The organism is Halomonas heilongjiangensis (genome assembly GCF_002879645.1).
In the GTDB taxonomy this organism is placed as follows: Bacteria; Pseudomonadota; Gammaproteobacteria; order Pseudomonadales; family Halomonadaceae; genus Halomonas; species Halomonas heilongjiangensis.
In genome coordinates, this window is record NZ_PNRE01000044.1 from 1 (window position 1) to 21,984 (window position 21,984).

General features: G+C 68.3%; 19 protein-coding genes and 1 riboswitch. Of the genes, 15 read left to right on the top strand and 4 right to left on the bottom strand.

Going from position 1 to position 21,984, the window contains the following annotated elements; all coding sequences use genetic code 11:
• Window positions 1–1,633 (bottom strand): DNRLRE domain-containing protein (locus C1H66_RS09850; RefSeq protein ID WP_170064126.1); only part of this gene is annotated, 1,633 nt, incomplete at its 3' end.
• Window positions 1,634–1,915: 282 nt separating this feature from the next.
• On the bottom strand, window positions 1,916–3,208 hold the full coding sequence (locus tag C1H66_RS23410; RefSeq protein WP_170064127.1) for a calcium-binding protein: 1,293 nt from the start codon (window positions 3,206–3,208) through the stop codon (window positions 1,916–1,918).
• A gap of 113 nt (window positions 3,209–3,321) precedes the next feature.
• Window positions 3,322–3,404, bottom strand: a riboswitch (cyclic di-GMP riboswitch).
• A gap of 364 nt (window positions 3,405–3,768) precedes the next feature.
• Between C1H66_RS23410 and C1H66_RS09860 the strand changes: the two genes are divergently transcribed.
• The 6 genes from C1H66_RS09860 (at window position 3,769) to C1H66_RS09885 (ending at window position 9,347) form a co-directional block, all read left to right on the top strand.
• Window positions 3,769–4,704 carry an HAD-IIB family hydrolase gene (locus C1H66_RS09860; RefSeq protein ID WP_102627718.1) on the top strand — a complete coding sequence of 312 codons (936 nt, stop codon included), beginning with the start codon at window positions 3,769–3,771 and terminating at the stop codon, window positions 4,702–4,704.
• A complete protein-coding gene (locus tag C1H66_RS09865) occupies window positions 4,701–5,921 on the top strand; it encodes a glycosyltransferase family protein (protein ID WP_102627719.1) in 1,221 nt (406 codons plus the stop codon). Before C1H66_RS09860 ends, C1H66_RS09865 begins: the two co-directional genes overlap by 4 nt.
• 103 nt (window positions 5,922–6,024) lie before the next feature.
• Window positions 6,025–7,434 carry an MBL fold metallo-hydrolase RNA specificity domain-containing protein gene (locus C1H66_RS09870; protein ID WP_102627720.1) on the top strand — a complete coding sequence of 470 codons (1,410 nt, stop codon included), beginning with the start codon at window positions 6,025–6,027 and terminating at the stop codon, window positions 7,432–7,434.
• 98 nt (window positions 7,435–7,532) lie between these two features.
• Window positions 7,533–8,399: an MBL fold metallo-hydrolase gene (locus tag C1H66_RS09875; RefSeq protein WP_102627721.1), complete on the top strand. Its 867-nt coding sequence runs from the start codon at window positions 7,533–7,535 to the stop codon at window positions 8,397–8,399.
• 61 nt (window positions 8,400–8,460) lie between these two features.
• Entirely contained in the window at window positions 8,461–8,922 is a 462-nt protein-coding gene (locus tag C1H66_RS09880) for a YeeE/YedE family protein (RefSeq protein ID WP_102627722.1), read from the top strand.
• Entirely contained in the window at window positions 8,919–9,347 is a 429-nt protein-coding gene (locus tag C1H66_RS09885; RefSeq protein ID WP_240618265.1) for a DUF6691 family protein, read from the top strand. Before C1H66_RS09880 ends, C1H66_RS09885 begins: the two co-directional genes overlap by 4 nt.
• A gap of 23 nt (window positions 9,348–9,370) precedes the next feature.
• On the opposite strand, the gene dsbG is transcribed toward C1H66_RS09885, so the two are convergent.
• Complete coding sequence (gene dsbG, locus C1H66_RS09890) at window positions 9,371–10,129, bottom strand: thiol:disulfide interchange protein DsbG (RefSeq protein WP_102627723.1); 759 nt, start codon at window positions 10,127–10,129, stop codon at window positions 9,371–9,373.
• A 107-nt stretch (window positions 10,130–10,236) separates the two neighbouring features.
• Window positions 10,237–12,048 carry a sugar phosphorylase gene (locus C1H66_RS09895; protein ID WP_102627724.1) on the bottom strand — a complete coding sequence of 604 codons (1,812 nt, stop codon included), beginning with the start codon at window positions 12,046–12,048 and terminating at the stop codon, window positions 10,237–10,239.
• 155 nt (window positions 12,049–12,203) lie between these two features.
• Between C1H66_RS09895 and nrdR the strand changes: the two genes are divergently transcribed.
• The 9 genes from nrdR to lon all read left to right on the top strand — a co-directional run bounded on the left by nrdR (window position 12,204) and on the right by lon (window position 21,697).
• Window positions 12,204–12,686: a transcriptional regulator NrdR gene (nrdR, locus tag C1H66_RS09900; RefSeq protein WP_102627725.1), complete on the top strand. Its 483-nt coding sequence runs from the start codon at window positions 12,204–12,206 to the stop codon at window positions 12,684–12,686.
• Window positions 12,687–12,722: 36 nt separating this feature from the next.
• On the top strand, window positions 12,723–13,847 hold the full coding sequence (gene ribD / locus C1H66_RS09905) for a bifunctional diaminohydroxyphosphoribosylaminopyrimidine deaminase/5-amino-6-(5-phosphoribosylamino)uracil reductase RibD (protein WP_102627726.1): 1,125 nt from the start codon (window positions 12,723–12,725) through the stop codon (window positions 13,845–13,847).
• 224 nt (window positions 13,848–14,071) lie between these two features.
• On the top strand, window positions 14,072–15,238 hold the full coding sequence (gene ribBA, locus C1H66_RS09910) for a bifunctional 3,4-dihydroxy-2-butanone-4-phosphate synthase/GTP cyclohydrolase II (protein ID WP_102627727.1): 1,167 nt from the start codon (window positions 14,072–14,074) through the stop codon (window positions 15,236–15,238).
• An 82-nt stretch (window positions 15,239–15,320) separates the two neighbouring features.
• Window positions 15,321–15,815, top strand: coding sequence for a 6,7-dimethyl-8-ribityllumazine synthase (gene ribH, locus C1H66_RS09915; protein ID WP_102627728.1), 495 nt, complete (start codon window positions 15,321–15,323; stop codon window positions 15,813–15,815).
• Window positions 15,812–16,315, top strand: a complete 504-nt coding sequence (gene nusB / locus C1H66_RS09920; protein ID WP_102627729.1) for a transcription antitermination factor NusB — start codon at window positions 15,812–15,814, stop codon at window positions 16,313–16,315. Before ribH ends, nusB begins: the two co-directional genes overlap by 4 nt.
• A 13-nt stretch (window positions 16,316–16,328) precedes the next feature.
• The gene (gene thiL, locus C1H66_RS09925) at window positions 16,329–17,297 is read left to right on the top strand and encodes a thiamine-phosphate kinase (protein ID WP_102627730.1); all 969 of its coding nucleotides are present in this window, start codon (window positions 16,329–16,331) and stop codon (window positions 17,295–17,297) included.
• Window positions 17,294–17,767 (top strand): phosphatidylglycerophosphatase A family protein, encoded by a 474-nt coding sequence (locus C1H66_RS09930; RefSeq protein ID WP_102627731.1) that lies wholly within the window; start codon window positions 17,294–17,296, stop codon window positions 17,765–17,767. The genes thiL and C1H66_RS09930 overlap by 4 nt, the downstream gene beginning before the upstream one ends.
• A 136-nt stretch (window positions 17,768–17,903) precedes the next feature.
• On the top strand, window positions 17,904–19,142 hold the full coding sequence (locus C1H66_RS09935) for a DUF945 family protein (protein ID WP_102627732.1): 1,239 nt from the start codon (window positions 17,904–17,906) through the stop codon (window positions 19,140–19,142).
• A gap of 107 nt (window positions 19,143–19,249) precedes the next feature.
• Complete coding sequence (gene lon / locus C1H66_RS09940) at window positions 19,250–21,697, top strand: endopeptidase La (protein WP_102627733.1); 2,448 nt, start codon at window positions 19,250–19,252, stop codon at window positions 21,695–21,697.
• The last annotated feature ends 287 nt before the right edge of the window (window positions 21,698–21,984 follow it).

Consider the following 21,984-nt stretch of genomic DNA (forward strand, 5'->3'; position numbering starts at 1 on the left):
CGGAGGCGCGATAGGTGAAGCTGTCGCTGCCGACGAACTCTTCGTTCGGCGTGTAGGTGAGGGTGCCGTCCGGGTTGATGGTGACGCTGCCGTTCGCGGGCTGGGTGACCGAGCCGATGGTCAGCGGATCGCCGTCCGGGTCGCTGTCGTTGGCGAGCACGGCGATCTGCACGGCGGTGCCTTCCAGGGTCGAGGCGCTGTCGTCGTTGGCGACCGGGGGGTTGTTGACCGGCTCGCCACCCTCGAAGCTGTACTCGATGATCAGCTTGGGCGGGACGGATCCCTCGGCCGAGTCGAAACTCCAGCCATCGGGGCCGAGGGGCAGGAAGGCCCAGCCGTGGTTCGCCTGGCCATTGGCCCACGCCTGCAGGCTGGTCGTCACGTCGAGCTGGGTGGTGCCGGCCGCGACGAAACCGGTATTCAGGTCACTCTGCACCATGGCCTCTACGCCGTCGGCCTGGATGCCGTTGCCGAGGCTGTCCCAGGTCGAGCTGTCGCTCCAGGACTGGAGCATGCGGTGCAGCCTGGCCCCGTCACCCGAGGTGGTCGTCTGCAACTCCAGCGTGGCGGAGAGGATGGTGGCCCCCAGCGGGATCTGACCGGCACCACTGCCGAAGATGTCGTCGAAGCGCACCAGCGCCTGCACCTCGCCGCGCCGGTCTTCGCTGTCGACGGTGAGCGTTTTCTGGGACCCCCGGTTCGCTCGGGGCTGCCCCTCGTAGAGGAAGGTGTCCACTACCCCCGCATAGCCGTTGCTACCCTGCTGGAACTGGCTCGTGGCGATGACGGGCTCGCTCGTCGTGCTGGTGGTCATGCTCAGCGATGTCGACTCGCTGGTCAGGCCATCGTCCTGGGTGCTGAAGGTGAAGACATTGTCGTCGAGGAGGGCCACATCGTCGTCGGCCATGGTGTCCTGCGAATCGTCCGTGCCCGAGGTGTTCGACCTCTGGCCATCGGGGTCCTCATGCGATGTCGTCAGAGTCTCGTCGCCGTCGGGCTCGCCTGCCGGGTCGCTGCCATCGGTAGACTCCTCGACCGGGGCGGCCATCCCCTGGGTGGATAGGGGCGTGTCGGCATCGCTGGTTGGTTCGCTGTCACCCGGCAGGCTGTACTCGACGATCAGCCTGGGCGGGACCGCGCCTTCCGCCGAGTCGAAGCTCCAGCCATCTGGGCCGAGGGGCAGAAGGGCCCAGCCATGGTTCGCTTGGCCGTCGGCCCAGGCCTGAAGGCTCGAGGTGACGTCGAGCCGGCTGGTGCCGACCTCGAGAAAGCCGGTCTCGAGGTCGCTCTCGCGCATCGCCTCGGTGCCGTCGGCCTGGATGCCGCTCTCGAGGCTGTCCCAGGTCGCGCCGTCGCTCCAGGGCTGCAGCATGCGGTGGAGCCTGGCCCCGTCGCCCGAGGTGGTCGTCTGCAGTTCCAGGGTGGCAGAGAGGATGATGGCGCCCGGCGGGATCTGCCCGGCACCGCTGCCGAAGATATCGTCGAAGCGCAGCAGCGCCTGCACCTCGCCACGGCGCTCTTCGCTGTCGACGGTGAGCGTTTTCGACGATGACCTGTTGGCCCGCGGTTGGGTCTCGTGCAGATAGGTATCCACCACCCCGGCATAGTCGTCGCTGCCATGCTGGAAATACACGGTCGTGTTTTCCACACGGTGTTTATCGTCTGAACCGTCTAACGGAGACATGACAGTCCTCGACTGTGAATGACAAGATGCGTTTCGTTACAAACTAGATACTTTCCAGGGGAGGAGCCACCCCAAAGAATCCACACTCGTCATCTCAGGGAATCCACATGAGGGAATGAGCTTTTCCAGCGTGCATGCCAACGGGGTCAAGAGCGGTGAACCCGCTTCCATGACGACGCAAGGCCCGCCACGCGTCGACGCGTGGCGGGCCCGACGCCGGCAAACGTTGGACTATTCGATGATCAGGCTGCCGCTAGCGACCATCTTGGTTACCAGGTCGGTCGCATCGGAGGCATCGAAGGCCAGCTGCAGGTCGGCAAGGGAAGCATTGTCGAAAACGATCTTCTGGTCGACGCCGTTGCCCTGGGTATCGATATGCAGTTCGGCCTGGCCGTCCACTTCGGTGAAGAGCAGCGCGGCATCGTCACCGAGCAGGTCCTTGAGGTCGATGCTGTCACCCTCGGCCTCGCTGAAGTCCATGATTCGGTCGACGGCCGGGACTTCTATGGTGCCCTGGTCGCCCAGCATCCACTGGAAGGTATCGGCGCCAGCGCCGCCCCAGAGGATATCGTCGTCCGCGCCACCGACGAGGATGTCGGCGCCGTTGCCGCCGAACAGCTGGTCGTTGCCGGCTCCACCATACAGGGTGTCGTTGCCCTGGCCACCGAACAGGACATCATCGCCGCTGGAGCCGAAGACGGTGTCGCCGTCACCGTTGAGGGTGTCCTGTCCTCTGAAACCGAAGAGGATATCGTCTCCAACCACCGGGTTCTCGAGGGTGCCATCGCCGGATGCCTCGGTGCCCAGGAGGTGATCGCCAGGTGCTGGGTTGCCGGTCGCACCGGCCTTGAAGGTGAACGTCTCGTGATAGGTGTTATCGGCGCTATCGGTGACTTCGATCGTCACGGTGAAGGTACCGTCGCCTTCCGCGATGACTTGCCCCTCCTTCAGCTTCAGGACATTGCCATCCACGATTTCGAAGCGACTCTCTGCATCGGTGATCGAGAAGGTATGGGTGTCTCCCGCATCGGGGTCGAATGCCGTCAGCGTGCCAAGGGTGGCGCCCGCTGCCGTCGAGGCCTGGGGGCTTGACCCCTTGAGGCTGTCGGCGAACGTCGGGTCGATCTCCAGGCGGATATCGGTAGGCGCCTGGTTCTCGGTGGAACCGCCCGGTGCCGTATACTCGTCGTAGTACCAGCGTTCCTGCTCCGCCCGGCCCTGTTTCCAGGTGAAGGAGTCCTTGCTACCCTCGAACAGGTCGGTCAGGTAGAAGCGCCCCAGGCCACCGAAGTCCAGGTAGGGGGCATTCAGTTCGCTGTCGTTGTCGCTGTTCTGGTTGAGCTGAACCGAGAACGCCCCGCTCTGATAGGCCTCCAGCATCTCCTCGCCGAGTTGCCCCTCCAGCCAAGTGCCCACCGCCTCATCGGCGAGTACGACCGTGCCCAGCCAGGCCGTGTAGTGCTTGGAAAAGACACCCTGGCTGTCCAGCTCGGTGCCATTCAGGAATTCCGTGAACGTTGTCATCTCGCGACCCTCGATTGCCTGCTGTTTCCCTGGAGGAACAGGGGGTACCATGCCGTTGCACGGTTACCTGTCCGCCGCCTTGTGGGTTCTTCTGGTTCTTCAAGGCGCCCTGCTCAGGCAACCCGGCTGTCTCGAGAGGAGGGAGAGACCCGTGGCTTTCCGTCCCTGCATCGCTGCAGGTTTGGCGTTGCTGTCCGGCGCTGACGGCGATGATCACCGCGATCCTGCCGGCCTGGACCGGATGGGAAGGCATCGCGGCACTCCGTCGAGTTACATTTATTTACCAAAAGTGTGGATTTCGCAAATTATTTTTTCTATCCAGATACGCTTGTGGGGCTGGCAGGCGTCAACCTGCGCTCGCTTCTGGCTCATCTTCATGCACCGTCGTGGTGCGTAGCGTGCCGGATTCCTCCGCAGGGTCTCGATGTCGGGGGCGAGAGTGCCCAGGCATGGGGCGAATGGCTGGCCGCCATGACAAGACCGCATGGCGAGATTGCCCATGACTGGCACGCTCCCTGCATCGAATATGGGGAGTTCACCACCATGGAGCCGGACACGCCATGCCCCAGCACGCTTCCCGTGACTCGGTCACCCAGGACCCCGCCCTGCGCCCGCGCCTGCTCTTCACCGATCTGGACGGTTCGCTGCTCGATCACCACAGCTACGACTGGTCGCCCGCACGGCCCTGGCTCGCCCGGCTCAAGCGGCTCGGGGTGCCGGTGATCCCGGTGACCAGCAAGACCCGCAGCGAGATCGTGCCGCTGCGCCGGGCCATGGGCCTGGCGGACACCCCCTTCATCGCCGAGAACGGCGCCGTGGCCGGGCTGCCGCCGGCCTGGTGCCACGCCCGGCTGGATCGCGGCCCCGGCCCCGACGGCCTGGTGATCAAGACCCTGGGGGTGGACATCGGCTTCATCCGCAAGCGGCTCGCGGTGTGGCGTGAACGGCTCGATGTCGCCTTCACCACCATGAGCGAGATGTCGCTGGAGGAGCTGACCGACTTCACCGGCCTGGCGGAACCCGAGGCGCGACTGGCGCGGATGCGCGAAGGCAGCGAACCGCTGATCTGGGCCGATGACGACGACGGCCTCGTGGCCTTCCGGGAAGGGCTCGAGGGCGATGGCCTGCGCCTGGTCCGCGGTGGGCGCTTCTGGCATGTCACCGGCGAGTCCCACAAGGGCAGCGCCGTGAGTTGGCTGATCGAGCGCTTCCAGGCGCTGCGCGGCAGCCGCCCCCTGAGCCTGGGACTCGGCGACGGGCCCAACGATATCGCCATGCTCGAGAGCGTCGATCAGGCGGTGGTGATCCGGGGCTGTCATGGGCTCGAGGTGTCGCCGAAGCAGCCGGCGCTCTACCGCAGCGAGGCGACCGGGCCTGCCGGCTGGGCCGAGGGGGTGGCCTACTGGTGGGGGCGAGCCGACCGCCGGGTGATACCGGCGGAGGCTCCAGCAACCCATCGGCGCGTCGGGCATGAAGCCCCGGGGGAGGCGGCATGAGCGACTTCCACCAGAACGGCATCGTCACCGACTTCCACAACCTGACCCGCCGCCCCCTCGTCGAGCTCGAGGACGACCTGGTGCGGTTCTCGGCACGCCGGCCCATGAGCCTGATCCTGCCGTCGCTGTTCTCGGAGCTCGAGGGGCCGGCGCTGGCGCACATCGTCGACGAGATCGCCCGGGTACCCTATCTCGCCGAGGTGGTGATCGGGCTCGATCGCGCCGACCGTGGCCAGTTCCTCCACGCCCGGGAGTTCTTCTCGGCGTTGCCCCAGCACCACCGCATCCTGTGGAACGACGGCCCCCGGCTGCGCGCCCTGGATGCCGAGCTGGAGGCCCAGGGGCTGGCCCCCCAGCAGCCCGGCAAGGGTCGCAACGTCTGGTACTGTGCCGGCTATGTGCAGGCCTCGCACCGCGGTGCCGTGGTCGCCCTGCACGACTGCGACATCCTCACCTACGATCGCGGGATGCTGGCGCGGCTGTTCTTCCCGGTGGCCCATCCGCACTTCAACTACGAGTTCTGCAAGGGCTACTACCCGCGCATCGCCGAGGGGCGGCTCAACGGCCGGGTCTCGCGGCTGATGGTCACGCCGCTGCTGCGGGCGCTCAAGAAGATGCACGGTCCGTTGCCCTACCTGGAGTACCTCGACAGCTACCGCTATCCCCTCTCCGGCGAGTTCTCCATGCGTGCCGAGGTGCTCGACGGTATCCGCATCCCCGCCGACTGGGGCCTGGAGATCGGCGTGCTCTCCGAGGTGCACCGCAACTATTCGACCAAGCGGCTCTGCCAGGTCGACCTGGCCGACGCCTACGATCACAAGCATCAGCCGGTCTCGGAGGAGGACGCCTCGAGCGGGCTGAATCGCATGAGCCTGGACATCGCCAAGGCGCTCTACCGCAAGCTGGCGACCCAGGGCGTGACCTTCAGCGCCGAGGGTTTCCGTACCCTCAAGGCCACCTACTACCGCCTGGCGCTGGATCTGATCGAGGCCTACGACCACGACGCGGTGATGAACGGCCTGAGCCTCGATCGCCACGGCGAGGAGCGCGCGGTGGAACTGTTCGCCGCCAACCTGCTCGAGGCGGGCAGTGCCTTCCTCGACAACCCCGGCGAGCGACCCTTCATCCCCAGCTGGAACCGGGTCAAGGCGGCGATTCCCGATCTGCCGGAACGCCTGGCCGAGGCCGTGGAACGCGACAACGCCGGCCAGGTGTGATCCAGCGCAAGCCCCCACCACCGGGTCCGCATCGGGCAGCGCGCGAGCCGTCCTGATCCAGTATGCTGAAGGCAGGGTTTCGCGGGGAAAGGATCGAGACGCCATGTCGACACTGACTTTCCAGGGGGCGGTCGGCGAGGTCACCGGGTCGCGCTATCTAATCGAGGTGGACGGCGACGGCGGCGCCCACCGGCTGTTGCTCGAGTGCGGCCTGCACCAGGGGGGAGGCGATGCCGATGCGGCCAATGCCAGGCCCTTCGGCGCCCTGGCCGGACAGCTCGAGGCAGTGGTGCTCTCCCACGGCCACCTGGATCACTCGGGGCTGCTGCCCAAGCTGGTGCGCGAGGGCTACCGAGGGCCGATCCACTGCACCCGTGGTACCCGCGACCTGCTCGATATCATGCTGCGTGACGCCGCCTTCGTCATGGCCAAGGACATCGAGTGGGAGAACAAGTGGCGCAAGCGCAACGACAAGCCGCCGGTCGAGCCCCTCTACGAGCTCGAGGACGTGGAGCGCACCCTAGCGCTCTGCGAGTCCCATGGCTACGGCCAGCCGGTGAACCTGCCCGGCGGCGCGACCCTGGTGTTCCGTGATGCCGGCCATATCCTCGGCTCGGCCATCGTCGAGCTCGGCATCCCCTCCGGCGGCCAGATCAAGCGCCTGGTGTTCTCGGGTGACCTGGGCAACCCCGGTTCGGTACTGATGAAGGATCCCGAGAGGCTCCATGACGCCGACCTGGTGCTGATGGAGAGCACCTACGGCGACCGTGACCATCGCCCCCTGGACGAGACCCTCGAGGAGTTCGCCCGGGTGCTGGCGGAGGCCCATGCCGATGGCGGGAACGTGTTGATCCCCGCCTTCGCCGTGGGCCGCACCCAGGAGATCCTCTACCACCTCAGCGTGCTCTACCACGAGGGACGGCTGCGCCAGCAACTGGTGTTCCTCGACAGTCCCATGGCGATACGGGTCACCGAGCTCTACCATCGGGCGCGCAAGTCGCTCGATCCCGAGGACCTCAAGGTGCTCAACATCGCCGCCAGCGGCGACACCAGCCGGTACCTGCCTATCCTGCGCCTGACCCGTACGGTGGAGGAATCCATGGCCATCAACCGCATCCACGGCGGGGCGATCATCATCGCCGGGGCAGGCATGTGCACCGGTGGCCGCATCGTTCACCACTTCCGCTATAACCTCGAGAAGCCCAATACCCGCCTGGTGATCGTCGGCTTCCAGGCCGCCGGCACCCTGGGCCGCCAGCTCGTCGACGGCGCCGAGCGGGTGCGGGTGCTCGGTCAGGACCTGGCGGTGAAGGCCAGGGTGCACACCATCGGTGGTTTCTCGGCCCACGCCGGCCAGACTCAGTTGATCGGTTGGGCCGGCGCCTTCCGTAACGGCCCCCGCTTCTACCTGGTCCACGGCGAGCCGGGTATCCAGCAGGTGCTCAAGGCCGCCCTGGCCGAAAGCGGCATCGAGGCCGAGGTTCCTGCCTATGGCGATCGCATAGAGATCTGACTTCGTCTTTTTATAAAAAAATGGACTAAGTTTAGATCTTGTTTTTCATCCATGCTGTCGCCATCTCGTGAGGCAACGACATTCAGGAGGTGCTTCCCATGTCCAGGCCGATCGTGACCCACTTCTTCGATGAGCCGACCAACACCTTCAGCTATGTGGTGAGAGATCCCGACGGTAACGCCTGCGCGATCCTCGATTCGGTGCTCGACTTCGACTACGCCGCCGGCAGGACCGACGTGCGTTCTGCCGACGCGATCATCGACTATATCCAGCGCGAGGGGTTGAAGGTCGAGTGGATCCTCGAGACCCACGTCCACGCCGACCACCTCTCCGCCGCCCCCTACCTCCACGAGAAGCTGGGCGGCAAGACCGGCATCGGCGCCAGGATCACCGTGGTGCAGGATGTCTTCGGCAAGGCCTTCAACGCGGGTACCGAGTTCGCCCGCGACGGCAGTCAGTTCGACCGCCTCTTCGAGGAGGGCGATACCTTCGCCATCGGCAAGCTGGAAGGGCGGGTGCTGCATACGCCGGGGCATACGCCGGCCTGCCTGACCTACGTGATCGGCGATGCCGCCTTCGTCGGCGACACCCTGTTCATGCCCGACTACGGCACCGCCCGCTGCGACTTCCCCGGTGGCGATGCGCGCACCCTCTATCGCTCCATCCAGAAGGTGCTGGCGCTGCCGGACGAGACCCGGCTGTTCCTGTGTCACGACTACAAGGCGACGGGTCGCGAGGAGTACCAGCACGAGACCAGCGTGGTCGAGCAGCGTGCCCACAACGTGCACGTCCACGAAGGGGTCAGCGAGGAGGAGTTCGTCAGGATGCGCACCGAGCGCGACGCCACCCTCGACATGCCGACGCTGATCATCCCCTCGGTGCAGGTCAACATGCGCGCCGGTCGCCTGCCGCCGCCCGAGGACAACGGCCAGGTCTACCTCAAGGTGCCGATCAACCGGTTCTGAGGGCCGACCGGCGACCCGCCGGCAGCCCACCCATGACACTGCGCATCGGAGGAAACGCATCGTGGATGTGACAGCGAGCCTGCATGGGCTGATCGGCGGCGTGCTGATCGGCCTCTCGGCCACCTGGCTGATGGCCACCCTGGGCCGCATCGCCGGCATCAGCGGCATCATCGGCAACCTGATCACCGCCAGGCCGAAAGGCGACAGCGCCTGGCGGCTGACCTTCCTGCTCGGCCTGATCAGCGGCCCTATCGTGCTGATGCTGCTCGGTGGCGGGCTGGGCAACGTGGCCGGCAGCCCGGGCGAGGTGGTCGGCCGGCCGGCCGGTGGCGTGGTGCTGATGCTGTTCGCCGGCCTGCTGGTGGGGGCGGGCACCGGGCTCGGCAGCGGCTGCACCAGCGGCCACGGCGTCTGCGGCCTGGCGCGGCTGTCGGTGCGCTCCCTGGCGGCGACCCTGACCTTCCTGGCCACCGCCATCGTCACCGTCTTCGTGGTGCGGCACCTGATCGGAGGTGGGGCATGAAGACCGAGACCATGAGGAGCGTGATGGGCTATGTCGCCGGCCTGCTGTTCGGCCTGGGCCTGGGCATCTCGGGCATGACCGACCCGGCGCGGGTGCTGGGCTTCCTGGACCTCCTCGGCGCCTGGGACCCGACGCTGCTGTTCGTGCTGGGCGGCGCCGTGGTGACCAACTTCATCGGCTACCGGCTGGTCTTTCGTCGCCCCAACCCGATCTACGCCGAGGCCTTCCAGCTGCCGACTCGCCAGGACCTGGACGCCCGGCTGATCGGTGGCGCGGCCCTGTTCGGCATCGGCTGGGGGCTGTCGGGCTACTGTCCTGGCCCCGCCTTCGCCTCCCTTGGTGGGCTGACGGCGCCGCTGCTTGCCATGCTGATGGCGATGATCGCCGGCTGGTTCGTGGCCCGGGCGATTCCCGCCCGGGACTGATGCTCGCCTGACGGGCGTGGCGCTCAAGGCGCCACACTACCCATCAACTCGACCAGTTGTCCGTCGTCGGGCATGCCCTGGACGCGTACCAGGCGACCATCGTCACGCGCCAGGGTGGTCGGGGTGGCGATCAGGCCGAACTCCTCGAACAGCTGGTTGTTGGTGTAGACCTGCTCCTCGATCTCCCGGGGCTGGGCCGAGGGGGCGATCGATGTGCCGCTCTTGTGCTCGTGCAGGGCGGTGGCCGGGTCGTCGGCGCCCAGCAGGGCCGCGGCCTTGGCCGGGCTGTCCTGTGCCAGGATGCCGACCATGATATGGCGCAACTGCACCTCACCGGCGTCGATCCAGGGTCTGGCCTCGTGCCAGAGCCGGCGGCAGTAGGGGCAGTTGGGGTCGGTGAAGGTATAGAGCACCCGCGGGGCCGTCGGGTCGCCGTCGAGGATCCAGTGGCTGCGTTCGAGCCGCTCCCACGCCTCGGCATCCCGGGCACTGCGCACGTGTTCGTCGAGCGGTTCGCTGGAGAGGTCGTTGCCCGCGGCGTCCACCAGGGTACCGACCACCGCATGCTCGCCGTCGGCGGTGACGTAGATGGCGAGTTCGCGGCCCTGGGCGCTGGCGGCGTAGCCGGTGAGGCCGCCGGGGGCCGCGAACTCGGCATGGATGTCCAGGCCCTGGTCGGCCAGCGCCCGGACCGGGGCCGGCCAGTGGCCATCGGCCAGCATCGGGGGCGCCGCGGCGAATGCCAGCAGGCCGGTGAGCAGGGCGGGGGGGATGGTGCGCATGTCGGAGTCCTTCCAGTCGTGGGCAGGGCGTCCCGCTGACAGTAGCATGCCGTCATCCCCGTTCCTCACTTGAGGCCGCCCCTTTTCTTCGGGCCAGCGCAGCGTATTCACCCGTCATCGATGGTGGTATCGCCGGGCAGCACCAGCCACAGGCTGCGGTAGGGGGCGAGGCTCTCGCAGCGCTCCCAGGGCGTGTTCTCCAGCAGGTCGAACCAGCGGTGCCGGCCGAGCATGGCGAGCTCCAGTGGCTGGCGTCGGTCGCTGACGTTGTGGATCGCCAGCAGCCGGCGGCCTTCGGCCAGCGGGCCCCGCTCCAGTACCAGCAGCTCGGGGGGCGAAGGCACCACCCGCTGCGGGGCGTCGGGATGGAAGCAGGGCTCCTCTCGGCGCACCGCCAGGCGTCGCTTGAGGGCCAGGAAGACCTCGCGGGTCGGGGTGTTGCGACTGTCGAGCAGCTCGTCCAGCTCGTCGCGTTGCCAGTGGCGGCGGTTGATCGAGCGCAGTCGCCCGCTGCGTTCGACGCCCTCGTGGTCGTTGAGGGTGCCGGTCAGCGAGTGCAGGTAGAGCGCCGGAATGCCCTGCAGCGCCAGCATCAGGTGCTGGCTGCACAGGAATCGCTCCACCTGCCAGGGGTCCGGGCCGCGGCGCGTGCCCTTCATCGCCTCGAACCAGGTGATGTTGATCTCGTAGGGGCTGTCGCTGCCGTCGGGGGCGGCGCGCATGCTGACGAAGCCTCCGAAGCGGTGCATCAGCTCCAGCAGTGCCTCGATCTCGTGGGGCGGTAGCCAGCCCTCCAGCGGCCGTACGCCGATGCCGTCGTGGCTGGCGGTGAAGTTGAGGTAGCTACAGCCAGGGGGCAGGGCGGGAAGGCTCTCGAGCCAGCGGGCCAGGGTGCCGGCCTCGCCGCTGGTCAGGGTATGCAGCAGCAGCGGTGGCAGGGGGAACTGGTAGACCAGATGGGCCTCGTCGGGGGGAGAGGGGAGACGATCGAGACCCCCGTCCGAAAGACGATCAAGACCGAAGTAGCCGAGGTTCTCGCGATGGGGGACATTGGTCTCGGTGAGCAACAGGGTGCCCGGCGCCATGTGATCGACGATGGCGCGCAGCAGCCGCACCACCTCATGGGTCTGGGGCAGATGGATGCAGGGGGTGCCGGCCTCCTTCCACAGGTAGGCGATGGCGTCCAGGCGGATGATCCGGGCGCCCTGTTCCAGGTAGAAGAGCAGGATGCCGACGAACTCCAGCAGCACGTCGGGGTTGGCGAAGTTCAGGTCGATCTGGTCCTCGGAGAAGGTCGCCCAGAGGTGGCGGGTGCCGCGTCGGGTCGACACCGGCACCAGCAGCGGACTGCTGCGCGGGCGCACCACCGCCGAGAGGTCGGTGGCCGGATCCATCTCGATGAAGAAGTCGCGTCCCGGCAGGCTGCCGCTCAGGTAGTCGACGAACCACAGCGACTCCCGGGAGACGTGGTTGAGCACCAGGTCGACCATCAGGTCCCGGCGTTCGCCGAGCCGCCGGATATGCGACCAGTCACCGAGTGCCGGGTCGACCTCGCGATAGTGGATGACCGAGAAGCCGTCGTCGCTGCTCCAGGGAAAGAAGGGCAGCAGGTGGATGCCGCTGAAGGAGTCCGGCAGGCGCGCCTCGAGGAAGGCCTCGAGCGCCTCCAGTGGCGGCCGGTCGCCATCGAGCAGGCTGTCGCCGTAGGTGATCAGCCACTGGTCGCGCTCGCTCCACAGCGGCACCGGTTCGCTGCCGTCATGAACCGGCATTGCACCACGCCGGTGCGAGAGCAGGGTCAGCAGGCGCCGCAGCACCTCCTCGGCGCGGGGGCCGTAGAGGAAGGTCAGGCGATCGCGGGCCCGGTCGATGAAGGCGATATCGTCCAGGGGGCGGGAGAGCGAGCGGGATGGGGTCATGGGAATGCCCTCGAGTGGCCGGAAGGGTGAGCGCTGCAATGGGTCATGGCATTTCCTTGCATGCCATGTGCCAGCCGGGGACACGCTGGGCGCTGACCCCTCGAGCCGCTACAATGCAACATCGCTCCCTCTCACGCCGACCCCGGAATCCATCGATGCACTGTCCCTTCTGCGGAACCCATGACACCAAGGTGACCGACTCCCGGCTGGTGGCCGAGGGCGACCAGGTGCGCCGTCGCCGCCAGTGCGTGGCCTGCGGCGAGCGCTTCACCACCTACGAGACCGCCGAGCTGGTGATGCCGCGGGTGGTCAAGGGCGACGGTTCCCGGGAAACCTTCGACGAGACCAAGCTGCGCGCCGGCATGCTGCGTGCCCTGGAGAAGCGTCCGGTCAGTGCCGAGTCGATCGAGGCCGCGGTGGAGCGCATTCGCCAGACCCTGCGGGCCCGCGGCGAGCGCGAGATCCATGCGCGCGACATCGGCGAGGAGGTGATGCACGCCCTGAAACGTCTCGACCAGGTCGCCTACATCCGTTTCGCCTCGGTCTACCGCCGTTTCCAGGACATCGACGAGTTCCGCGCCGAGATCGATCGCCTGTCCCAGGAGCCGACGTTCCGGCCCGACGAGCCGCGGGACTGAGCCTCTCTCCTCATTCGTCATCCACCAAGGAGCGCCATGGCCAAGCAGACCCCCGAAGCCTGGATGGCCCGGGCCGTGGAACTGGCCCGTCGCGGCCTCTATACCACCGACCCCAATCCCCGCGTCGGCTGCGTGCTGGTCAGGAACCATCGCCTGGTCGGCGAGGGGTTTCACGAGCGTGCCGGCGAGCCCCACGCCGAGGTGCATGCCCTGCGCCAGGCCGGTGACGCGGCCCGCGGCGCCACCGCCTACGTCACCCTCGAGCCCTGCTCGCACCAGGGTCGCACCGGCCCCTGTGCCGTGGCGCTGATCGAGGCCGGGGTGAAGGCGGTGGTGGTGGCCATGGCCGACCCCAACCCCGCCGTGGCCGGCCGCGGCATCGCCATGCTGCGCGAGGCCGGCATCGACGTCGAAGTGGGTATCCTGGAGGATCAAGCGAGGGCGCTGAATCCGGGCTTCATCATGCGCATGGACCATGGTCGGCCCTTCGTGCGGCTGAAGATGGCCATGAGCCTCGACGGGCGCACCGCGATGCGCTCGGGCGAGTCCCAGTGGATCACCGGCGCCCCGGCGCGGCGCGAGGTGCAGCGCCTGCGGGCTCGATCCAGCGCCGTCCTCACCGGCGTGGAGTCGATCATCTTCGACAACTCGCGGCTCACCGTGCGCCCGGCCCAGGCCGAGCTCGACGAGGTGGAACTCGTCGCCGGCCGCCAGCCGCTGCGGGTGGTGGTCGACAGCCAGCTACGCCTGCCCCAGGCCGCGGCCTGCCTGCGCGAGCCCGGCCGCACCCTGGTGGCGACCTGCACCGGCCACGATCCCGAGCGGCGCGAGCGCATCGAGGCGGCCGGCGCCGAGGTGGCGGTGATGCCCGCGGCGGCCGACGGCCGGGTCGACCTCCAGGCCCTGCTGCGCCACCTGGCCGATGTGGAGCAGACCAACGAGGTGCTGCTCGAGACCGGCGCGACGCTCGCCGGCGCCATGCTTGATGCCGGCCTGGTCGACGAGATGCAGCTGTTCGTGGCGCCGACCCTGCTCGGCGGTGAGGCCCGGCCGCTGTTCCAGCTCGCCGGCATCGAGACCATGGCCCAGCAGCGCCCGCTCGACATCCTCGACATTCGTGCCGTGGGACGCGACTGGCGCATCACCGCCCGGCCGCGCTAGGCGAGCCACGAGCTGCGAGCGGTTGGTAGCCAGCCCGATAAGACGGAGACCGTTAGGCGCCCGAAGCCAGAACTGGCGCCCGACGCCGCGCCACGGATGCTCACTACTGGCGCCCGACGCCGCGCCACGGTACCCTGACGCCGTTTCGAGGCGGGACGTTGCCTGCCGGCGACCCGAGCGTCGCCGTGTCGCGACAACCGCCACGCTGAATTTCTGGAGATCCCATGGTGCACTCCTCCTCCGGGGGCCTGGCCCCCATCGAAGACCTGATCGAGGACATCCGTCAGGGCAAGATGGTGATCCTCATGGACGACGAGGACCGCGAGAACGAAGGCGACATCATCATGGCCGCCGAGAAGGTCGAGGCCGAGCACATCAACTTCATGGCGCGTCACGCCCGTGGCCTGATCTGCCTGCCGATGACCCGCGAGCGCTGCGAGCGGCTCCGGCTGCCGCTGATGGTGCGCGACAACGGCTCGGGCTTCGGCACCAAGTTCACCCTCTCCATCGAGGCCGCCGAGGGGGTGACCACCGGCATCTCCGCCGCCGACCGCGCGCGCACCGTGCAGGCCGCGGTGGACCGTGACGCCCGGGCCGAGGACATCGTCCAGCCCGGCCACATCTTCCCGCTGATGGCCGAGCCCGGCGGCGTGCTGCGCCGGGCCGGCCATACCGAGGCGGCCTGTGACCTGGCGGCCCTGGCCGGTCTCGATCCCAGCGGCGTGATCTGCGAGATCATGAACGACGACGGCAGCATGGCGCGCCGTCCGGAGCTCGAGCGCTTCGCCGCCGAGCATGACCTGAAGATGGGCACCATCGCCGACCTGATCCACTACCGCATCCACAACGAGCAGACCGTGGCGCCGGTGGAGGCCACGCCGGTGCACACCGCCTTCGGCGAGTTGACCCTGCATGTCTTTCGCGACAGCATCCAGGGCGCCCACCACCTGGCGCTGGTCAAGGGGCGACCGAGCCCCGAGACCCTGACCACGGTGCGCGTGCACCTGGCCGACGTCATGCGCGACCTGCTCGGCCTGCAGAAGGGCGAGGGGGGGCACTGGACGACCCATGCCGCCCTCGAGGAGGTCGCCCGCGCCGATCACGGTGTCTTCGTGCTGCTCGACGATGGCCGGCCGCGCCAGGATTTCCTCGACTATCTCGAGGTGTTCCTGGAGCGCCGCCGCCCGCCACGCACCAGCGACTCCGACGGCGCCGGCAACTACCTGACCATCGGCACCGGCTCGCAGATCCTCCGCCACCTGGGGGTGGGTCGCATGCGGCTGCTCAGCTCGCCGTGGAAGTTCTCGGCGCTCTCCGGCTTCGACCTGGAAGTGGTCGAACGGCTCGGCCCCGAGGATTGCGCGGACGACGACAGCGCCACCGACGCCTGAGGCGGTGGCAGCGAACATCAACGGCACGGCCGCGGCCGTGCCACGGATTCAGCCGGACTGGATTCACGAGGAACCTGGAACCATGCAACCGATTTCCCAAGTCGAAGGCAGCTTCGTCGACGTCGAAGGCCGTTACGTGATCGTAGTGGGCCGCTTCAACCATCACGTGGTCGACAGCCTGGTCGAGGGCGCCGTGGACATCCTGGTGCGCCACGGCGTCGACGGCGAGAACATCGATATCGTCCATGTTCCCGGGGCCTGGGAACTGCCGCTGGCGGTGAAGCGAGTGCTCAAGGTGGCGCGCCCCGATGCGGTGATCGCCCTGGGCGCGGTGATCCGCGGTGGCACGCCGCACTTCGAGTACGTGGCCGGCGGCTGCAATGCGGCACTCGGCAACCTGCAGCTCGAGTTCGATACCCCCATCGCCAATGGCGTGCTCACCGTCAACTCCATCGAGCAGGCCATCGAGCGCTCCGGCACCAAGGCCGGCAACAAGGGCGCCGAGGCGGCCATGGCGGCCATGGAGATGGTATCGCTGCTGCGTTGCTTCGACGGTGACGACGGGGGTGAGGCATGAGCGGCGAGCACCCGCGCGCGCCCTCGGCGGCGCAGCTGGCCCGTCGTGCCGCCCGCGAGCTGGCGGTACAGGGCCTCTACCAGTGGCAGATGACCGGCAAGTCGATCACCGCGGTGGAAGCCGAGTTCAGGAGCCAGGTGGCCGACGACGACCTCGACGACCACGAGAACTGGCACAAGGTCATGGAGATCGCCGACCTGGCGCTGTTCCATGAGCTGCTGCACAACGTGGTACGTTTCAAGGCGGAGCTGGACGTCGCCATTTCGCCGCTGCTCGACCGTCGGCTCGAGGACCTCGACCCCATCGAGCTGGCCATTCTGCGCTTGGGCGCCTACGAGCTCTCCCGACGCCTCGAGGTGCCGTACCGGGTGGTGATCAACGAGGGGGTCGAGTTGGCCAAGTCCTTCGGCGCCACCGACGGTCACAAGTACGTCAACGGTATCCTCGACAAGCTCGCCGGACGGCTGCGTGCCGCCGAGGTCGCTGCCCGTCGCCGCTGAAGGTTGCCACCGGATGCACAGCGAATTCGAACTGATTGCCCGCTACTTCACCCCCGCGCCTCCCGGTCCCGAGGCCGGGGTGGCCCTGGGCGTCGGCGACGACTGCACCCTGCTCGCTCCCACCCCGGGGCGACGCCTGGCGGTCAGCGTCGACACCTCGGTGGCCGGCGTGCACTTCCCCGACGAGGCGCCGGCCGAGGCGATCGGCCACCGGGCGCTGGCAGTGAGCCTCAGCGATCTGGCGGCGATGGGGGCCCGTGCCCGCTGGTGCCTGATGGCGCTGACCCTTGCCGAGGCCGATGATGCCTGGCTGGAGGGCTTTTCCCGTGGCTTCCGGGCCCTGTGCGAGGCCAGCGGTACCGCCCTGGTGGGGGGCGACGTGACCCGCGGTGCCACCGCCATCGGGGTGACCGTGATGGGCGAGGTCGATCCCCGGGTCGCCCTGACCCGCGGCGGCGCGCGAGCCGGTGACCTCATCGCCGTGACCGGCACCCTGGGCGGTGGGGCCGGCGGGCTGGCGCTGTGGCAGCGGGGCGAGCGCGACCCCGCCCATCCGCTGCTCGTACGCTATCTGCGACCCCTGCCGCGGCTGGCCGCCGGCGAGGCCCTGCTGGGGCTGGCCACGGCGGCCATCGATGTCTCCGATGGCCTGCTGGCCGACCTCGGCCACGTCCTCGAGGCGTCCGGGGTGGGCGCGGAGCTCGACCGCGACGCCCTGCCGCTGGCCGAGGGGCTGGTGGCGGCGCTGGGCGAGGAACCGGCCCGGCAGGCGGCACTCGGCGGCGGCGATGACTACGAGCTGCTGCTGACACTGCCCGCCGAGCGGCTGGACGAGGCGCGCGGGCGCCTGGCGGCGCTCGATCTGCCGCTCACCGCGATCGGCCGGATCACCGAGGCGCCGGGGGTGGTCGGGGTGGAAGCCGGCGCCCTCGGTGGCTGGCAGCACTTCCAGGGGCTGCCCGACAGGGGAGGGCAGCCATGAACCGCTCTCCCGCCAGCGTCTGGCACCGTCCGACCCATTTCCTCGCCTTCGGGTTCGGCAGTGGCGCGGTGCCCTGGGCACCGGGCACCTTCGGCACCCTGGCGGCCATTCCCTTCTACTGGCTGATCTCCGAACTGCCCCTGACCTGGTACCTGGCGCTGGTGGCGGTGGCCTTCGTCTGGGGCGTATGGATCTGCGACAAGACCTCCCGCGACCTGGGGGTCCACGATCACTCCGGCATCGTCTGGGACGAGTTCGTCGGCTACTGGATCACCATGGCCGCGGTGCCCTTCTCCTGGGAAGCGGCCTTGTGGGGGTTCATCGTCTTTCGCATCTTCGACGTCTTCAAGCCCTGGCCGATCCGCTGGGCGGATCGGCGCGTGGCCGGAGGCTTCGGCATCATGATCGACGATGTGCTCGCCGGCATCTACGCCTGGAGCACGATGCACCTGTGGTTATGGTTACACTGACGACACGCACCGATGACATGTCGATACAGGGTGCCATTCGCGTGCGGGTGGTCCGTGACATGCCTCGGGGCCTTTCGAGGGACTAGGCCGCGGTTGGGAGGCTGCCGGTGACGGCATCCAGGGGAGGGAGGCCGCTATGCGCAAGGAACGACTGATCGCCCCGGTGGTGGTGGGGCTGGCGGTGGTCTGGGCGGTGGCCCAGTTCGTCGCCGGCCTGCTGTTCGAACGGGAGCTTGCCCGGGGCCTCGACGATCTCGAGGCACGGGGTGAACTGGTGGTGGAGCGTACCGACATCGAGCGGGGCTGGCTGACCTCCAGCGGCACCATCCGGCTGGCGCCACTGCTGGGCGATGCCTGGCAGCTGGAACTGAGCTACAAGGCGCGCCACGGGGTGCTCAGTACCCGGATCGACGGCGAGACGATGCCCTACCTCGGCCCCTATCAGGAGCGCCTGTTCGGCGATGCGCTGCCCTCCACGCCGCCTCGCTGGCATGCGCGCTATCACACCCTCGGCGGTACCCTGGACGGCAGCATCCAGTTGGCGCCCTTCATCGCCCGGCAGGGAGAGCGTGAGCTCGACTTCGCCGGCGGCGAGATCCGCTTCGATGGCCAGCACGGCGACTGGCGGCTGCAGGCCCGCCTCGAGCCGCTGCACCTGAGCGATGGGCGCGCCACCCTCGAGGCGGGCCCGGTCGTCCTCGAGAGCCGCTATGCCTACACCGCCGGTGCCCATCACTTCACCCAGCACGACCAGCTGCACATCGAGAACCTCGCCTGGCAGCAGCCGAGCCTGGAGCTGGAGGCGCGGGACCTGATCTACCAGAGCCTGATGCACCTGGACGACCGGGAGTTGCGTGTCGATGGCGAACTGACCCTGACCGAGGTGCAGGCCGCCGATCAGGTGTTGCTCACCGGCCGGATCGGGATGGGGCTCTCCCGCATCAACGCCGATGCCCTGCGTGGCGTGCTGGCCGAGCTGCGTGACGAGGCCTCCCGGGGCGACGGTGCCCGGGAAGGGCATGAGCTGCTCGCCAGGCTGGAGCCGGGGCTGATCGCCATGCTGCAGGACTCGCCGCGCCTCGATGTCACCACGGTGGAGCTGGACAGCCCCATGCTCGGCCTGGCGGCTCGCGGCGAGGGTGCGCTGTTCTTCGATGCCCGTCGCCTCGATGAGCTGAGCCTGCTCGAGCTGGATGACGAGCGGCAGCGCTCGCGCTGGCTGTCACGGCTGGACGGCGACTTCACCTGGCACGACGTGCCCACGGTGGTGGCCCTGTGGCTCGGCCTGCCGCTGGATACCCGGACGCTGGAGATCGACGTGGTCCGCGGCACCGTTCGCGTGAATGGGCGGCCCATGCCGCCGCTCTGGCGCTGATCCCGTCGCCATCCTGTGCCCCGCGCGACTTGAAGTCGGTGCGTGCCGCCCGCATTCCCCTATCCAGTCTGCTTGCGTACACAACCCGGATCAGGACGACACACCCTATGAGCGACGATCACGATCGCCCCGGCGACCCGGAGGCCCACGGCTGGACTCATGAGACGTACCATGACGCTGACGAGCCGCCCTCCGACGAGGAGGCGCAGGGACGCGGCAGCGCCATGGTCCCCGCCCGGGAGACCCTGCCCGAGCGCATCTACCTGCTGCCAATCCACAACCGCCCGTTCTTTCCCGCCCAGGTACAGCCGCTGGTGATCAACCGCGAGCGCTGGGAGGAGACCATGCGCCGGGTCGGCAATACGCCGCACCACACCGTGGGGCTGGCGTTCGTCGGCGAAACCGCGGTGGAGGAGCTCGGGCACGAGCACTTTCCCGAGGTCGGCACCGCGGTCAAGGTCCACAAGCTGCAGGGCGAGGACCAGCAGATCCAGTTCATCGCCCAGGGGGTGCAGCGCTTCAGGATCCAGCGCTGGCTGTCGAAGACCCCGCCCTACCTGGTGGAGGTGAGCTACCCCCGCGAACCGGTGGACGCGGAGGACGACGAGGCGCGCGCCTATGCCATGGCGCTGATCAACGGCATCAAGGAACTGCTGCCGATCAATCCGCTCTATGGCGAGGAGCTCAAGCACTACCTCAACCGCTTCAGCCCCCACGAGCCGGGGCCGCTGACCGACTTCGCCGCCGCCATCACCTCGGCCAAGGGGCACCTGCTGCAGGATGTCCTGGCGACCCTGCCGGTGGTGGCCCGGATGCAGAAGGTGCTGCCGCTGCTGCGCAAGGAGATCGACGTCGCCCAGCTGCAGAGCGAGATCAGCGAGCAGGTCAACGCCCAGATGCAGGAGCGCCAGCGCGAGTTCTTCCTGCGCGAGCAGCTCAAGGTGATCCAGCGCGAGCTGGGCATCTCCAAGGACGACCGGGAGAACGACGTCGACACCTTCCGCGACCGCCTCGAGAGCCTGGTGGTGCCGCCCAAGGTGCTGACCCGTATCGAGGAGGAGCTCGACAAGCTCTCGGTGCTCGAGACTGGCTCGCCCGAGTACGGCACCACCCGCAACTACCTCGACTGGCTGACCTCGATGCCCTGGGGCGTGCGCAGCCAGGACAAGCTCGACCTGGCCCACGCACGCCAGGTGCTCGACCGCGACCACGACGGCCTCAAGGACGTCAAGGAGCGGATCATCGAGTTCCTCGCCGAGGGCACCTTCAAGGGCGACGTGGGCGGCTCGATCCTGTTGCTCGTCGGCCCGCCCGGGGTGGGCAAGACCTCCGTGGGGCGCTCCATCGCCGAGGCGCTGGGGCGCGAGTTCTATCGCTTCTCGGTGGGCGGCATGCGCGACGAGGCCGAGATCAAGGGCCACCGGCGCACCTATATCGGTGCCATGCCCGGCAAGCTGGTGCAGGCGCTCAAGGAGGTCGAGGTCGAGAACCCGGTGATCATGCTCGACGAGATCGACAAGCTGGGGCAGTCCTTCCAGGGCGACCCGGCCTCGGCGCTGCTCGAGGTGCTCGATCCCGAGCAGAACGTCGACTTCCTCGACCACTACCTCGACGTGCGCCTCGACCTCTCCAAGGTGCTGTTCGTCTGCACCGCCAACACCCTGGACTCGATCCCCGGCCCCCTGCTCGACCGCATGGAGCAGATCCGCCTCTCCGGCTATATCGCCGAGGAGAAGCTGGCGATCGCCCGGCACCACCTCTGGCCCAAGCTGCTCAAGCGCGACCGCATCCCCAGGAAGCGCATCAACCTCACCGAGGCGGCGCTCAAGCAGGTGATCGAGGGCTATGCCCGCGAGGCCGGGGTGCGCCAGCTCGAGAAGCAGCTCCACCGCATCGTGCGCAAGGCGGCGGTGAAGCTGCTCGAGAACGGCCAGCAGTCGGTGCGGGTCTCGGTGAACAATCTGGAGGCGTTTCTCGGCGCGCCCCTGTTCCGCAAGGAGCAGGTGCTCCAGGGCGAGGGCGTGGTCACCGGCCTGGCCTGGACCGCCATGGGCGGGGCGACCCTGCCCATCGAGGCCGGCAAGGTGCATGCGCTCGATCGCGGCTTCAAGCTCACCGGCAAGCTCGGCGAGGTGATGCAGGAGTCGGCCAACATCGCCTACAGCTACGTGCTCGGCCACCTGAGCGAGTTCGGCGCCGACGCCGACTTCTTCGATTCGGCCTTCGTGCACCTGCACGTCCCGGAAGGCGCCACGCCCAAGGACGGCCCCTCGGCCGGGGTGACCATGACCACGGCGCTGCTCTCGCTGGCGAAGCACCGCGCCATCGAACGGTCGCTGGCGATGACCGGCGAGCTGACGCTGACCGGCCAGGTGCTCCCGGTGGGCGGCATCCGCGAGAAGATCATCGCCGCCCGCCGAAGCGACATCTTCGAGGTGATCCTGCCCGAGGCCAACCGTCGCGACTTCGACGAGCTGCCCGACTTCCTCAAGGAGGGCATGACGGTACACTTCGCCGGCCGCTACCCTGACGTGGCGAAGGTGGTGTTTGGCTGAGAACGCCTCGCTTGATTCCAGCGGGCGATTGCCGATGCGAGCGGCGCCGGGGACAGGCCGAAGCGGAGGTCATTCGCCAGGGGTGAGGAGCACTGCTCCGAACGGGCTGGCCATGGATGGCCAGCACCGGTCCTGCAAGCGAAGCGGGATGCGAGAGCGAAGCAGGGCGAATGTAGCGTCCAGGGAGGATTCACAGCGCCTCCGCGAAGGCCTGTCGCCGGGAAAGCCGCGTGTCTGTGCCTGGCATGCCCGCGCCGCTCGTGCCAGAATCCTGGGTTGACCCGGAC